Source organism: Streptomyces reniochalinae (genome assembly GCF_003323735.1).
GTDB classification, from domain to species: domain Bacteria; phylum Actinomycetota; class Actinomycetes; order Streptomycetales; family Streptomycetaceae; genus Streptomyces; species Streptomyces reniochalinae.
Window position 1 is genome coordinate 178,993 of the sequence record NZ_QOIM01000038.1, and the last position, 14,963, is coordinate 193,955.

At 69.8% G+C, this 14,963-nt stretch carries 11 protein-coding genes and 1 tRNA gene; 11 read left to right on the forward strand and 1 reads right to left on the reverse strand.

From position 1 onward, the window contains the following. Positions 1 to 564 precede the first annotated feature (564 nt). The 5 genes from DQ392_RS20290 (at position 565) to DQ392_RS20310 (ending at position 6,392) form a co-directional block, all read left to right on the forward strand. The gene (locus tag DQ392_RS20290; RefSeq protein ID WP_114017068.1) at positions 565 to 1,809 is read left to right on the forward strand and encodes a branched-chain amino acid ABC transporter substrate-binding protein; all 1,245 of its coding nucleotides are present in this window, start codon (positions 565 to 567) and stop codon (positions 1,807 to 1,809) included. 102 nt (positions 1,810 to 1,911) lie between these two features. Further along, a complete protein-coding gene (locus DQ392_RS20295; RefSeq protein WP_114017069.1) occupies positions 1,912 to 2,841 on the forward strand; it encodes a branched-chain amino acid ABC transporter permease in 930 nt (309 codons plus the stop codon). A gap of 5 nt (positions 2,842 to 2,846) precedes the next feature. After that, the gene (locus tag DQ392_RS20300; protein ID WP_114017070.1) at positions 2,847 to 4,712 is read left to right on the forward strand and encodes a branched-chain amino acid ABC transporter permease; all 1,866 of its coding nucleotides are present in this window, start codon (positions 2,847 to 2,849) and stop codon (positions 4,710 to 4,712) included. Between the two features lie 7 nt (positions 4,713 to 4,719). Further along, positions 4,720 to 5,679, forward strand: a complete 960-nt coding sequence (locus DQ392_RS20305; RefSeq protein WP_245981696.1) for an ABC transporter ATP-binding protein — start codon at positions 4,720 to 4,722, stop codon at positions 5,677 to 5,679. After that, positions 5,676 to 6,392 carry an ABC transporter ATP-binding protein gene (locus tag DQ392_RS20310; protein ID WP_114017071.1) on the forward strand — a complete coding sequence of 239 codons (717 nt, stop codon included), beginning with the start codon at positions 5,676 to 5,678 and terminating at the stop codon, positions 6,390 to 6,392. Before DQ392_RS20305 ends, DQ392_RS20310 begins: the two co-directional genes overlap by 4 nt. Positions 6,393 to 6,484: 92 nt before the next feature. Here the strand turns inward: DQ392_RS20310 and DQ392_RS20315 are convergent, their stop codons facing one another. Beyond that, the gene (locus DQ392_RS20315) at positions 6,485 to 7,168 is read right to left on the reverse strand and encodes an ANTAR domain-containing response regulator (protein ID WP_245981698.1); all 684 of its coding nucleotides are present in this window, start codon (positions 7,166 to 7,168) and stop codon (positions 6,485 to 6,487) included. A 101-nt stretch (positions 7,169 to 7,269) separates the two neighbouring features. On the opposite strand from DQ392_RS20315, the gene DQ392_RS20320 reads away from it, so the two are divergent. The 6 genes from DQ392_RS20320 (at position 7,270) to DQ392_RS20345 (ending at position 14,829) form a co-directional block, all read left to right on the forward strand. Beyond that, positions 7,270 to 7,353 (forward strand) — tRNA-Leu (locus DQ392_RS20320). 85 nt (positions 7,354 to 7,438) lie between these two features. After that, the gene (locus tag DQ392_RS20325) at positions 7,439 to 8,242 is read left to right on the forward strand and encodes a helix-turn-helix domain-containing protein (protein WP_114017072.1); all 804 of its coding nucleotides are present in this window, start codon (positions 7,439 to 7,441) and stop codon (positions 8,240 to 8,242) included. 43 nt (positions 8,243 to 8,285) lie between these two features. Beyond that, positions 8,286 to 10,889, forward strand: coding sequence for an aminopeptidase N (gene pepN, locus DQ392_RS20330; RefSeq protein ID WP_114017313.1), 2,604 nt, complete (start codon positions 8,286 to 8,288; stop codon positions 10,887 to 10,889). 189 nt (positions 10,890 to 11,078) lie between these two features. Beyond that, on the forward strand, positions 11,079 to 12,623 hold the full coding sequence (locus tag DQ392_RS20335) for a pyridoxal phosphate-dependent decarboxylase family protein (protein WP_114017073.1): 1,545 nt from the start codon (positions 11,079 to 11,081) through the stop codon (positions 12,621 to 12,623). Then, complete coding sequence (locus DQ392_RS20340) at positions 12,620 to 14,041, forward strand: lysine N(6)-hydroxylase/L-ornithine N(5)-oxygenase family protein (RefSeq protein WP_245981700.1); 1,422 nt, start codon at positions 12,620 to 12,622, stop codon at positions 14,039 to 14,041. The genes DQ392_RS20335 and DQ392_RS20340 overlap by 4 nt, the downstream gene beginning before the upstream one ends. After that, positions 14,038 to 14,829 carry an SIMPL domain-containing protein gene (locus tag DQ392_RS20345; RefSeq protein ID WP_114017074.1) on the forward strand — a complete coding sequence of 264 codons (792 nt, stop codon included), beginning with the start codon at positions 14,038 to 14,040 and terminating at the stop codon, positions 14,827 to 14,829. The genes DQ392_RS20340 and DQ392_RS20345 overlap by 4 nt, the downstream gene beginning before the upstream one ends. The last annotated feature ends 134 nt before the right edge of the window (positions 14,830 to 14,963 follow it).

Consider the following 14,963-nt stretch of genomic DNA (forward strand, 5'->3'; position numbering starts at 1 on the left):
CGCGGTGCACGGGCTGCCGGTGGGTCGTGGCTGGTGGGGGCACCTCCCGGCCGAAGGCTGGGGGAGCAGTTCCCCGCGCCCCTTCGGGGCGCGTCCATGAGTCCTCTGCGGCGCGAGGGCAGCCCCCGGCCCCCTCTCTACGTCACGGTGCGTGACGCGTCCGTGCCGTGACCTTCACATGATCCGCGAACGCGGCTTTGCGCGGGCACTCACGCGCGTGCCGCGTACGGTATGCGGACCCTCTTTCGGACCCCGACTGGCGACTGCCCGAGCCAACTGCGGCTTCGGGCCGCGAAACGTGTCCGCCATCTTCCCGTCACACACGGAGAGTTGAGCGAAGATCAGTTGGCGAGCTGCTGGTTCCGTGACGGTGATAACAAGAAAGTCACATCATCGACTGGACCTCTGCCCGTCTTCACAGCCTCGCCTTAGAGTCACCGCCAGTCACCGCGCCGCCGGGCGTGCATGACACAGCACCGATCTGTACCCCGTACGGCCCGGCGCGCGACACGGCCACTCACGCACCCATGCCACGAGGGCCGCGCCTCGGGGAAAGGACTGATCGTGCGTCACCGTTCCTTGCTCATACTCACCACCACCGTCACGGTGGGAGCTCTCACCCTGTCCGCGTGCGGCTCGCGCGACGACAAGAGCGGGGGTGGCGAGGGTGGGGACAAGACCACCGTCGTCATCGGGCTCGACGCACCGCTGACCGGCGACCTGTCCGCGCTCGGACAGGGCATCAAGAACTCCAGCGAACTCGCGGTCAAGATCGCCAACAAGGACAACGAGGTCGACGGCGTCACCTTCAAGATCCAGGCGCTGGACGACCAGGGCCAGGCCGGCACAGGGCAGCAGAACGCCACCAAGTTCGTCGGCGACGACGAGGTCATCGGCGCCGTCGGCCCCCTCAACTCGCACGTCGGCCAGTCCATGCAGAAGGTCTTCGGCAACGCGGACATGGTGCAGGTCTCCCCCGCCAACACGGCGCCCGAGCTCACCCAGGGCCCCGACTGGCAGAAGGGCAAGAAGAAGCGGCTCTTCGACACCTACTACCGCACCTGCGCCACCGACGCGGTCCAGGGCCCGTACGCCGCCCAGTACCTGTTCGACAAGCGCAAGTTCAAAAAGGCGTACATCATCGACGACAAGAAGACCTACGGCGCCGGACTGGCGGGCACCTTCACCGACGAGTTCAAGAAACTCGGCGGCAAGGTCGTGGGCACCGACCACATCAACCCCGACGACCGCGACTTCTCCGCCGTCGCCACCAAGGTCGCCAAGTCCAAGGCCGACTTCGTCTACTACGGCGGCGAGTACCCGGCAGGCGCCCCGCTCAGCGCCCAGATCAGCAAGGCCGGCTCCAAGGCACTGGTCGTCGGCGGTGACGCCCTCTACAGCGAGGAGTACACCAAGCTCGGCAAGAAGAACGTCGAGGGCGACCTCGCCACCTCCGTCGGCGCGCCCCTGGAGAGCCTCGACACCGCCAAGACGTTCATGCAGAACTACAAGAAGGCCGGCTACAAGCTGCCCTACGAAGCCTACGGCGGCTACGCCTACGACAGCACCAGGGCGGTCATCCTCGCCGTCAAGGCCGTCGTGGACAAGAACGACGGCAAGCTGCCCGACAGCATGGACGACGCCCGCAAGCAGGTCACCGAAGCCATGCAGGACGTCACGTTCGACGGCGTGACCGGACAGGTCGGCTTCGACGGTTACGGCGACACCACCAACAAGCAGCTGTCCGTCTACGAGGTCAAGAGCGGCAAGCACGAACCCGTGCAGACCGGCACCTTCAAGGAGAGCTGACCGGACCCCGCACCGCCCCACCTTTCAGCGAACGACGGCTGCGCGGGGACGCTCGGACGCGCCCCCGCGCAGCCGTATCTGACACACCCAAGGAGTCCCCCGGTGCACGGTCTGCCGGATCAGCTGGCGAACGGACTCGCACTCGGCGCGTTGTACGGCCTCATCGCGATCGGGTACACGATGGTCTACGGCATCGTCCAGCTCATCAACTTCGCCCACGGCGAGATATTCATGATCGGCGGCTTCGGCGCGCTGACCGCCTACCTGTGGCTGCCCGACGGAACGGGCATGGCCCTCGCCCTCCCCCTGATGATCCTGCTCGGCGTCGTATGCGCCGTACTCGTCGCCGTGGGAGCCGAACGCTTCGCCTACCGGCCCCTGCGCGGCGGCCCCCGGCTCTCCCCGCTGATCACCGCGATCGGCCTCTCCCTCGCACTCCAGCAGGCCATCTGGGCCTTCTACCCGAACGCCAAGAAGGCCCGGCCCTTCCCGCAGATCGGCGGCGGCGACATCGACCTCGGCTTCGTCACCCTCTCCCGCGAGGACCTGTTCATCTTCATCTCCGCGCCCGTGTGCATGCTCGCCCTCGGCCTGTTCGTCGCCAAGACACGCACAGGACGCGCCATGCAGGCCACCTCCCAGGACCCCGACACGGCCAAGCTGATGGGCATCAACACCGACCGCATCATCGTGATGGCCTTCGCCATCGGCGCCGCGTTCGCCGCCGTCGCCGCCATCGCACAGGGCTTCAAAACCGGCGAGGTCAACTTCCGCATGGGCTTCATCGCCGGACTCAAGGCCTTCACCGCCGCCGTCCTCGGCGGCATCGGCAACATCTACGGCGCCATGGTCGGCGGCCTCGTCCTCGGCGTCGCCGAAGCCCTGGCCACCGCCTACATCGGCAACGTCCCAGGACTCGAACAGTTCGGCGGCGGCTCGTGGAAGGACGTGTGGGCCTTCGTGCTGCTCATCCTCGTCCTCCTCCTGCGACCCCAGGGAATCCTCGGCGAACGCCTCGCGGATCGGGCCTGATACCCATGACGACACACCACACCGACACCAGCGCGCACACCGCGCGAGCAGCCACCCCGGCGCACCACTCCCCCACGGTCCGAGGGCCCCTCCCCCTCGGCGCTGACCCGCACGCCAGCCGCAGGAACGGCCAGGTGCTCGTCGGCGCCGGAGCGGTCACCGCCTTCGTCTCCACCATGCTCCCCTGGACCTGGACCGCCGAGTTCCCCGGCGACCTCACCATCGCCCTCTACCCGGCAGGACTCCAACTCCTCACCCTCGTCGCCGCCGTCCTGACCGCCGCCCTCCTGCTCGCCTCCGCAGGCGTACGCGGACTGCGCTGGCTCACCCCCGGCGGCAAACACAGCGCCCTGCTGCTGATGGCCCTCGCCTCACTCGCCGTCACCTGGTACACCGCAGGCGCCATCGCCGTCGAACTCGGCGGCCTCGTCAACCTCGAACCCGGCATGTGGATCGGCGCCGCCGGCACCCTCCTCGCCGTCATCGGAGCCCTCGCACTCCCCGCCGACCTCACCCCCGAAACCGGCGACGCCCGCGAGCCCGGGCCGTGGGCGCGCCTCACCCACGCGCTCAAAGCACCCGCGCCAGGACGGCCCGCGCCCCTGCCCGAGTGGGCCGAGATCCTCGTGATCTGCGCCTCCTGCGCGCTGGGCCTCTACGTCTTCGCCTACGGCATCGAAGCGGACGGCGGCCCCCCGTTCATCGGCTTCCTGATGATCTCCGCCTTCGGCTTCCCCGCCCTCCAGCGCACCGGACTGCCCCGCAGGCTGACCGCGCTGACCGCCAAACACCGCGGCGTCACCCTCGCCGCCACCTTCGTCGCCGCCCTGCTCTTCCCCATCACCCAGAGCAACGAGGCCTACACCAACATCGCCGTCAGCGTACTGATCTTCGCCACCGTCGCACTCGGCCTCAACATGGTCGTCGGCCTCGCCGGCATCCTCGACCTCGGATACGTCGCCTTCCTCGGCGTCGGCGCCTACACCGCGGCACTCGTCTCCGGAGCCGAGACCTCCGCGCTCGGCATCCACGTACCCTTCTGGGCCGCCGTCCTCATCGGCGCCGCCGTCGCTCTCGTCTTCGGCCTCGTCATCGGCTTCCCCTCCCTGCGCCTGCACGGCGACTACCTCGCCATCGTCACCCTCGGCTTCGGAGAGATCTTCCGCATCTCCGTACAGAACCTCGACGGCGACTCAGGCCCCAACATCACCAACGGCCCCAACGGCATCCCCAACATCCCCGACCTGGAGATCTTCGGCTTCAACCTCGGCGAACCCCACACCCTCCTCGGCTTCGAACTCGGCCGATTCGCCAACTACTACCTGCTGATGCTGCTGTTCACCGCCGTCGTCGTCACCATCTTCCGGCGCTCCGACAACTCCCGCATCGGCCGCGCCTGGATCGCCATCCGCGAGGACGAGACCGCGGCACGCGCCATGGGCGTCAACGCCTTCCGGCTCAAACTCATGGCCTTCGCCCTCGGCGCCACCCTCGCCGGCATGGCCGGCACCGTCCTCGCCCACGTCGAGTTCTCCGTCAACCCCGAGTCCTACAAGTTCGTCCACACCGCGCCACCCAACTCCGCCTTCCTCCTCATCGCCGTCATCCTCGGCGGCATGGGCACCGTCAGCGGACCCCTCATCGGCGCCGCCCTCCTCTACCTCATCCCGGCCAAACTCCAGTTCATGGCCGACTACCAACTGCTCCTCTTCGGCATCGCCCTCGTCCTGCTGATGCGCTTCAGGCCCGAAGGCCTCATCGCCGACCGGCGCAAGCAACTGGAGTTCCACGAGACGGGACAACTCGACGTCCCCGACGCCACCGCACAGACGACCCCCGGCCTGCCCGGCATCGGCAAGACGGAGGCGTGAGGATCCCATGACGACACCCACCACCACGGCAGCCGAGAACCCCGCACCCCGCGACGCAGGCAGCGCCGTCCTCGACGCCTCCGGCGTCACCATGCGCTTCGGCGGCCTGACCGCCGTCCGCGACGTGAACCTCAGCGTGCGCGCAGGAGAGATCGTCGGCCTCATCGGCCCCAACGGCGCCGGCAAGACCACCTTCTTCAACTGCCTCACCGGCCTCTACATCCCCACCGAGGGAACCGTCAGCTACAAAGGCACCGTCCTGCCCCACCGCTCCCACCTCGTCACCCAGGCAGGCATCGCCCGCACCTTCCAGAACATCCGGCTCTTCGCCAACATGACCGTCCTGGAAAACGTCCTCGTCGGCCGCCACACCCGCACCCACGAGGGCCTCTTCTCCGCCCTCGTCCGCGGCCCCCGCTTCCGGCGCGCCGAACGCCACTCCGAAGACCGCGCCATGGAACTGCTCCACTTCACAGGTCTCGCCGACAAACGCGACCACCTCGCCCGCAACCTCCCCTACGGCGAACAACGCAAACTGGAGATCGCCCGCGCCCTCGCCAGCGAACCAGGACTGCTCCTCCTCGACGAACCCACCGCGGGCATGACCGCCGTCGAGACCACCGCCACCCGCGAACTCGTCCTCGCCATCCGCGAACAGGGCACCGCCGTCCTCGTCATCGAGCACGACATGCGGTTCATCTTCAACCTCTGCGACCGCGTCGCCGTCCTCGTCCAGGGCCAGAAACTCCTCGAAGGCACCCCGGACGTCGTCCAGAACGACGACCGCGTGATCGCCGCCTACCTCGGCACCCCCTTCGAAGGAGAACCCGGCGAAGCGGAAGCAGCCGAAGTCCGCGCGGCGGAAGAGGCCGAGGCCCGCGCGGCCGAAGAGGCCGAGGCGGCGACCACGGCGCAGGCCGCACGAGCCGACCAGCCGGCGGACGCCCCGGAAGGGAAGGCAGACTGATGGCCCTGCTCGAAGTCGAGGACCTGCGCGTCGCCTACGGCAAGATCGAAGCCGTCAAAGGCATCTCGTTCTCCGTCGAAGCCGGCGAGGTCGTCACCCTCATCGGCACCAACGGCGCAGGCAAAACCACCACCCTGCGCACCCTCTCAGGACTGCTCAAACCCCTCGCCGGGAAGATCACCTTCGAGGGACAGGTACTCAACGGAGTCGGCGCGCACAAGATCGTCTCCATGGGGCTGGCCCACTCCCCCGAAGGCCGACGCATCTTCCCCCGCCTCAGCATCGAGGAGAACCTCCAGCTCGGCGCCTTCCTCCGCAAGGACACCGACGGCATCGCCCGCGACATCGACAGCGCCTACGAACGCTTCCCCATCCTCGGAGAACGCCGCCGCCAAGCCGCCGGCACCCTCTCAGGCGGCGAACAACAGATGCTCGCCATGGGCCGCGCGCTGATGTCGCGCCCCAAACTGCTCATGCTCGACGAACCCTCCATGGGCCTCTCACCGATCATGATGCAGAAGATCATGGCCACCATCAGCGAACTCAAATCCGCCGGCACCACCATCCTGCTCGTCGAACAGAACGCCCAGGCAGCGCTCTCCCTCGCCGACCACGGACACGTGATGGAGATCGGCAGCATCACCCTCTCCGGCACCGGAGAGGAACTGCTGCACGACGAATCGGTACGCAAGGCGTACCTCGGCGAGGACTGAGCGCGGCCACCGGCCCGATCCGAACGCCACCACGGGCTGAGGGGGCGCCTGCCGGGCGCCCCCTCAGCCCGCGAGCGCCACCGCCGCCGCTGCTACCGCTGCTTCTTGCGTTCCTCACCGTCCGCGATGACCGCCTCCGCGACCTGCTGCATCGACAGCCTGCGGTCCATCGACGTCTTCTGGATCCAGCGGAACGCCGCCGGCTCCGTCAGCCCGTACTGCGTCTGCAACACGCTCTTGGCCCGGTCCACCAGCTTCCGCGTCTCCAGCCGCTGGGCGAGGTCCGCGACCTCCTTCTCCAGCTCCCGCAGCTCCGTGAACCGCGAGACCGCCATCTCGATGGCCGGTACCACGTCGCTCTTGCTGAACGGCTTCACCAGGTAGGCCATGGCACCCGCGTCGCGGGCCCGCTCGACCAGCTCACGCTGGGAGAACGCGGTCAGCATCAAAACCGGCGCGATGCTCTCCTCGGCGATCTTCTCCGCCGCGGAGATGCCGTCGAGTACCGGCATCTTCACATCGAGAATGCACAGGTCGGGCTGGTGCTCGCGGGCCAGATCCACGGCCCGCTGCCCGTCGCCGGCCTCGCCGACGACGGTGTAGCCCTCCTCCTCGAGCATCTCCTTGAGATCCATCCGGATCAGGGCCTCGTCCTCCGCGATCACGACCCGCCGCGTCGCCGGAGGCACGTGCGCGCCGCCACTCGCCTCGGCAGCAGCCTCCACGGGCTCTGCACTCTGGACACTCTCAGACTCGGGGACGTCCGCGGCGCTCACTGGGCTCCTCGTTTCCGCACAGGTGGGGCCCTCGACTTTACCCATTCCCACCCGGCAACGGTGACGGGGTATGCTCGGTTCGTCGGTCAGTCGGTCACCTAGCCGGGTTGATGGAACGGGCAGACATGATCCCCTCAAAAGGGATTGCCCGAAAGGGCGTGCGGGTTCGAATCCCGCACCCGGCACCGCAACAGGGCTCCGGTCACTCGTACGAGTGACCGGAGCCCTGTTTTCGTCCCTGCCCGGAGCAGCTGGCGTGATGCTGCCCACATGCGAGCGCACGACTCTGCGAAAAGGGCACAAGTCATCGAACTGCGGCGGAGCGGGATGTCCAACCGCCGGATAGCCGAGCGGCTTCAGGTCCCCTACGGAACCGTCGGCTACTGGCTGCACCGGGAGCGGTTACGCCAGGGAGTCATCACACCGCACCCCGGCCGTGACGGCCGGCGCCGCGCGTGCCCACGCTGTGAGGGCCGGAGCTTCGACAAGCAGGCCTACGCCTACCTCCTCGGCCTCTACCTCGGCGACGGCCACATCATCCGGTACTCCGCGCACAGGGTGCCCAGTCTCATGGTGGCCTGCGGCGACGCCTGGCCCGGCCTCATGGCGGAGTGCGAAAAGGCGATGCGCCAGGTGTTCCCCCACAACTCCGTATGCCGGGTCAGGAGGACCGGCTGCCACAACGTGAAGGTGTACTCCCAACACCTGTGGTGCCTCTTCCCTCAGCACGGATCCGGCAGGAAGCACGAGCGCCCGATCCTCCTGGCCCGCTGGCAGCAGGAGATCGTCGACGCCCACCCCTGGGAGCTCCTTCGCGGCCTGGTCCACTCCGACGGCTGCCGCATCACCAACTGGACCACCCGCATGGTCGCCGGGCAGCGGAAGCGGTACGAGTATCCGCGGTACTTCTTCACCAACGTCTCCGAGGACATCAGAGCGCTCTACTGCCGCACCCTCGACCAGGTCGGCGTCGAGTGGAAGGTCACCAGGCGGGGCACGGTGCCGTACAACATCTCCGTCGCCCGCCGCGCCTCCGTCGCCCTCATGGACGCGCGCATCGGCCCCAAGTACTGACGCACCCGTGCCCACAGGTCGTGTCTGGGGCACTATGGCGCGCATGGTCGTGTTGACGCGTGCGGAAGCGGAGAGCCGGGCTCGGGCGGTCAGGGTCGAGCGGTACGGGGTGGATCTGGATCTGACGCGAGGGGAGGAGGTGTTCGGGTCCACGACCGTGGTGCGGTTCACCGTGCTGGAGGCGGGGGTGGACACCTTCGTGGAGGTGCGGCCCACGCGGCTGGTGGGGGCCGAGCTCGACGGGCGGGCGCTCGATCCGGGCGAGCCGGCCGAGGGGCGGTTGCCGCTGCGTGGCCTGGCTGCCGGGGAGCACGAGTTGCGGGTCGAGGCGTTGATGCCGTATTCGCGGCTGGGTGAGGGCATGCACCGGTTCACGGATCCGGAGGACGGCAACGCGTACGTCTACACGATGTGCTGCATGACGGACGCGCCGCTGGTGTTCGCGTGTTTCGACCAGCCGGATCTCAAGGCGTCGTTCGAGGTGTCGGTGACGGCGCCCGAGGGGTGGACAGTGCTGGGGAACGGGGTGGCGGCCCGTACGGGGGAGGGCGGGCGGTGGGAGTGTGCGCCGACGCCGCCGATCAGTACGTATCTGATGGCGGTGGCGGCGGGTCCTTTCCACTCGGTGCGCACGGAGCACGCGGGGCTGCCGTTCGGTCTGCACGTGCGCAGGTCGCTGGGGCCGTATCTGGAGGCGGACGCGGCGGAGCTGCTGGAGATCACGCGGCGCTGTTTCGACCGGTACCACGAGTTGTTCGACGAGCCGTATCCGTTCGACTCCTACGATCAGGCGTTCGTGCCGGAGTTCAACTCGGGGGCGATGGAGAATCCGGGTCTGGTGACGTTCCGGGACGAGTTCATCCACCGGTCGGCGGTCACGGACACGGAGCGGCAGACGCGCGGCATGGTGATCGCGCACGAGATGGCGCACATGTGGTTCGGCGATCTGGTGACGTTGCGCTGGTGGGACGACATCTGGCTGAACGAGTCGTTCGCGGAGTACATGGGGTACCAGGTGCTGAGCGAGGCGACGCGGTTCACGGACACGTGGACGGATTTCGCGGTGGCGCGCAAGAGCTGGGGGTACGACGCGGACGAGCGTCCTTCGACGCATCCGGTGGCGCCGGATCCGGAGGGGGTGCCGGACACCGCGTCGGCGCGGAGCAATTTCGACGGGATCTCGTACGCGAAGGGTGCTTCGGCGCTGCGTCAGCTGGTGGTGTGGCTGGGTGAGCGGGATTTCCTGGCGGGTATCAACGACCATTTCGCCCGGCACCGGTTCTCGAACGCGACGTTGGGGGATTTCCTCGATTCGCTGGCGCGTGCCTCGGAGCGGGATGTGCGGGGGTGGGCGGAGTGCTGGTTGCGGACGACGGGGGTGGACACGCTGGTGCCGCGGGTGGGTGAGTCGGAGGACCGGCGGTGGTATGTGGACGTGGAGCATGTGGGGCGCCGTCCGCACCGGCTCGCGGTGGGGCTGTACGACAGGGCGCCGGCGGATGAGTCGCGGTTGGTTCTGCGGGAGCGGCTGGTGCGGGACGTGCCCGGGGACGGTGGCCGGTTGACGATGACGTTGGAGGGGCCGCGCCCGGATCTGGTGCTGGTCAATGACCTGGATTTCACGTATGCGAAGGTGCGTCTCGATCCGGTGTCGTGGGGTTCGGTGCGCGGGGCGCTGTCGGGGCTGCCGGGGCAGTTGTCGCGTGCGGTGGTGTGGAACGCGGCGCGTGACATGGTGCGGGACGCGGAGTTGGGGCCGTTGGAGTACGTGCGGACGGCGCGGGAGCATCTGCCGTTCGAGACGGACAACGCGGTGGTGCAGGGGGTGTTGGCGTTCGCGCGGGGGCACGCGGCGGACCGTTTTCTGACGGGTGGGGAGCGCGGCGAGGCGTTGGGGCTGCTGTCTCAGTTGTGCCGTGATCTGCTCTCGGCCACGTCCGGCGCGTCCGCGAGCACGGACGCGCTTTCGGGCACGGACGCGCTTTCGGGCACGGATGCGCGCGGGGGCGCGGACGGGTCCTCGGGGGCGGGTGGTGGTGCGGGGCTGCGGTTGACGGCGGCGCGGTACTTCATCGACTGTGCGACGTCGCCGGGGGAGTTGTCGGCGTGGTGGGCGGCGGGTGAGGTGCCTGGCGGCCCGGTGCTGGATGTGGAGTTGCGGTGGCGGTTGCTGTTGCGGTTGTCGGTGCTCGGTGCGGTGGGTGTGGCTCAGATCGAGGAGGCGCGGGCGGCGGACGCGGGTGCGCGGGGTGAGGAGGCGGCCGCGCGGTGCCGGGCGGCGCTGCCGGACGCGGCGGCGAAGGAGGCGGCCTGGGAGGCGATGTTCGGTTCTGGTGGCGCGCTGTCGAACTATCTGTTCACGGCGACGGCGCAGGGTTTCTGGCAGCCGGAGCAGGCGGGGTTGCTGGCGGGCTATCCCGGGCGGTACTTCGCCGAGGTGGTGCCGTTGGCGGAGCGGCGCGGGCCGGCGCTGGCCGAGGTGGCGGGGCGGTACGCGTTTCCTGCGGCGTTCGTGGACGAGGAGACGCTGAGTCTGGGCGAGGAGTGTCTGACGCGGCGGGAGATGCTGCCGGCGTTGCGGCGTCGGCTGGAGGATCAGCTGGACGACCTGCGGCGGGCGTTGGGGGTGCGTACGGCTGTGGGGTGAGGACGCGGGGCCGCGGGGCACGGAGGACCGGGGGCCGAGAGCCGGGTGCGGGGCTACCACCTTCGGGGGAAGTAGGCCGCGGATCGTGGGGTGTGGGAGCGGGCGGCACGTAGGTTAGGTACGCCTAACCAAGCGTGGTCGCCGGTGAGTTCGGCGGCCGCCGTGTACCGAACGAAAGAGCCGTGCCCTATGTCTGCGTTCACCGTCGATGGCCTGCACGAGACCGCTTACGGCGCCGAGGTGGGCGGTGAGGCGGACGCCGGTCTGCTGGCGGGTGGTGGCGGCGGGCCCGCCGCGCTCCGTCCGCTGCTGGGGACGGTGCTGGCGGCGCTGGAGCGGGGTGCCGTGGAGCGCGGGGGTCCGTTGCCCGCGGGCGGGCCGCGCGAGGTGTCCTGGCGGGTGCGGGAGGCGGCCGGCGCGGTGCTGCCCGAGGTGGGTTCGGGTGCGGAGGCGGCGCTGGACGCGCTGGTGGGTGCGGTGGCGGCGGGGGCGGCCGATCCGGCGGAGCCGTTGTGTGCGGCGCATCTGCACTGCCCGCCGCTGGCGGTGGCGGCGGCGGCCGATGTGGCGGCCAGTGCGCTGAATCCGTCGCTGGATTCGTGGGATCAGGCTCCGGCTGCCTCGACGGTGGAGGCGCTGGTGTGCCGGGAGCTGGCGCGGCTGGTGTTTCCGGGCACGGGCGGTGCGGAGGCGGATACCGGTTCGTCTTGCGGCCCGGGCGCGGGTGCCGGCACTGACGCGTACGCGGGTGCGGACGCGCTGGTGACGACCGGTGGTACGGAGGCGAATCAGCTGGGGCTGCTGCTGGCTCGCCAGGCGGCTGGGGCCGCCGGCGGGGAGGTGCGGGTGGTGTGCGGGGCGAACGCGCATCACAGTGTGCACCGTTCGGCGTGGCTGCTGGGTCTGGCGCCGCCTTTGGTGGTGCCGACGCCGCGTGGGGTGCTGGAGCCTGCGGCGCTCCGGGTGGCGCTGGACGGGCTGGAGGGGGCGCCCGCGCTGGTCGTCGCGACGGCGGGGACGACGGACACCGGTGACCTCGATCCGCTGGCGGAGCTGGTCGGGGTGGCGCGCGGTCACGGGGCGCGGGTGCACGTGGACGCGGCGTACGGGGGGCCGCTGTTGTTCAGTGAGCGGCTGCGGGGGCGGCTGGCCGGGCTGCGGTGGGCGGACAGTGTCTCGTTCGATCTGCACAAGTTGGGCTGGCAGCCGGTGGCGGCGGGGTTCTTCGCGGTTCCCGACGGGGCGGCGCTGCGTCCGCTGGAGCACTGTGCGGACTACCTCAACGCGGATGACGACACGGAGGCGGGGCTGCCGGATCTGCTGGGGCGTTCGCTGCGTACGACGCGCCGTCCTGATGTGTTGAAGGTGGCGGTGACGCTGCGGGCTCTGGGCCGTTCGGGGATGGCGCGGCTGGTGGAGCGCACGTGTGCGGCGGCGGTGGAGCTGGCGGACCTGGTGGCGTGCACGGAGGGGTTCGAGTTGTACGCGCGCCCTTCGCTTACGACGGTGGTCTTCCGTCCGGTGGGCGGGGACGACGCGCTGGTGGCCGGGGTGCGCAGGCGGCTGCTGGAGCGCGGGCAGGCGGTGCTGGGCCGGGCTTCGCTGGGGGGCGGGCTGTGGTGGAAGGTGACGTTGCTCAATCCGCTGGTGGCGCCGAGTGATCTGGCGGCGTTGGTGAAGCTGGTGGAGGAGGCCGCGGCGGAGGGGACCGTGGTGGAGGGGGCGGACGCGTGAGGGGCGTGGAGCAGGCGCGGCGGGTGGCGGGCGCGGGGGAGCCGGAGCCGCTGGATGTGGCGGGGGTGGGTGTCGGCCCGTTCAATCTCTCGTTGGCGGCACTGGGTGACGGGGTGCCGGGGCTGCGGGCGGCTTTCTACGAGCAGCGGTCGTCCTTCCGCTGGCATCCGGGGCTGCTGATCGAGGGGGCGACGCTCCAGGTGCCGTTCCTGGCCGATTTGGTGACGTTGGCGGATCCGGCGAGCGTGTGGTCGTTTCTGCGTTTTCTGCGGGAGCGGGAGCGGTTGTTCCCTTTCTATTTCGCGGAGCGGTTCCACATCGAGCGCGCGGAGTACGACGCGTACTGCCGGTGGGTGAGCGAGAACGTTCCGGGGCTGTATTTCGGGCACCAGGTGGACGCGGTGCGCTGGGATGCGGGGCGGGGGCTGTTCGAGGTCGATTTCACGCAGTTGGACGCCCGGGGTGAGGCGGCGGCGCTGGGCAGGTCGTTCGCGCGGAATCTGGTGTTGGGCATCGGTACGGCTCCGCAGGTGCCGAAGGGCTTGCGGCCGCAGGTGGAGGACGCGGCGGTGCCGGTGTATCACTCGGCGGAGTATCTGGCGCACCGGGAGGAGTTGGTCGCGGCGGAGCATGTGACGGTGGTCGGTTCGGGCCAGTCGGGTGCCGAGGTGTTCTTGGATCTGTTGCGGCGGCGTCCGGTGGGGCGTGAGGGGCTGCACTGGTTGACGCGCAGTGCGGGTTTCGCGCCGATGGAGTACAGCAAGCTGGGTCTGGAGCATTTCACCCCGGATTACACCCGCTATTTCCACGGTTTGTCCGAGCGGGTGCGCGAGGGGCTGTTGCCGCGGCAGTGGCAGTTGCACAAGGCGGTGGACGTGGAGACGTTGGCGGCGGTGCACGACGAGCTCTACCGCCGGGCGCTGGCGCTGGACGGCGGCTGGCCGGACGCGGTGCTCACGCCGGGGGTGCGGGTGGGTGCGGTGGAGGGTCCTGGTGGGGGGCGGTTGCGGTTGCGTCTCGACCACGCGGAGCAGGGTGAGGGTGCGTATCTGACGACGGACGCGGTGGTGTTGGCGACGGGGTACGCGGAGCGTCCGGCGGACGGGCTGCTGGGGGCGCTTCAGCCGTATCTGCGGCGTGACGCCGCGGGGCGGCCGCTGGTGGACGAGGAGTTCAGGCTGGTGCTGGACCCGGTGGTGACGGGTTCGGTGTTCGTGCAGAACGCGGAGCGGCACACGCACGGGGTGGGCGCGCCGGACCTGGGGCTGGCGGCGTATCGCAGTGCGGTGATCCTCAACGCGTTGACGGGCCGGGAGTGTTATCCCCTGCCGCGGCGTACGGCGTTCACGACGTTCGGGTTGCGCGGTGGCCGTTCGGGGGCGGGTGCGGCGGGGCGGTCTGCCACAGTGGGCGTATGACTGAGATATCCGGTGGCCAGTTGCCGCCCGACTCCCCGTCGTCGTCCGGTTCCGCGCAGGGTGGGGGCGGCCTGGGTGGCCGGGCCGCCGGTTGGGGGGATGCGCCGGCCGTTCCGTACGGCACGCCGGAGGCGCCGCGGGTCGCGGTGCGCGGGGAGGCGAGTTTGGAGTTCGATCCGGAGTACGCGCGTATCGACGTGACGGTTTCGGCGCGCGGCACCGACCGGCGGACGGCGCTGGAGGATCTGACGCGGCGCAACACGCGGGCGCTGGAGCTGGTGCGGGGGTACGGCGACGCGGTGGAGAAGCTGTCGACGGGCACGTTCAGTGTGCAGCCGCAGCTGAGCGACAAGAGCCGCAGGGAGCGGGTGCACGCCTATCACGGGCGGGTGCGGCTGAATGCGACGGTCACGGATTTCACGGTGCTGGGTGAGCTGACGTCGCGGCTGGGGGATCTGGAGCTGACGCAGGTGGAGGGCCCGTGGTGGGGGCTGTGGCGGGACTCGCCCGCGCATCGTGAGGCGCGGCAGCAGGCGGTGCGGGAGGCGGTGACGCGGGCGCGGGAGTACGCGGAGGCGGTGGGCGCGGGCCTGGTGGCGCTGGTGGAGCTGGCGGATCTGGGTGCGGAGAACGCGGCGCCGCAGATGCCGGCGGCGCCGGGAGCCTCCTTCCGTGGGTACGGGGGGCCGGCGGGGCCGCCGCCCGAGCTGGATCTGGAGCCGCAGCGGCAGACGGTGCGGGCGCAGGTGAACGCGCGTTTCGTGATGAGTGTGCCGCGTCTCGACTGACGAGACGGGGAGCGTATTCGGGGCGCTCATCAGAGCGAGCGCCCGCGCAATTTATTAGTTGTCTTCGAGGATCAATGTCCTTTCGGTAAAGGCCGGTTGGACAATTGCCGGGCGACGGTTCTGTACGCGCCGGT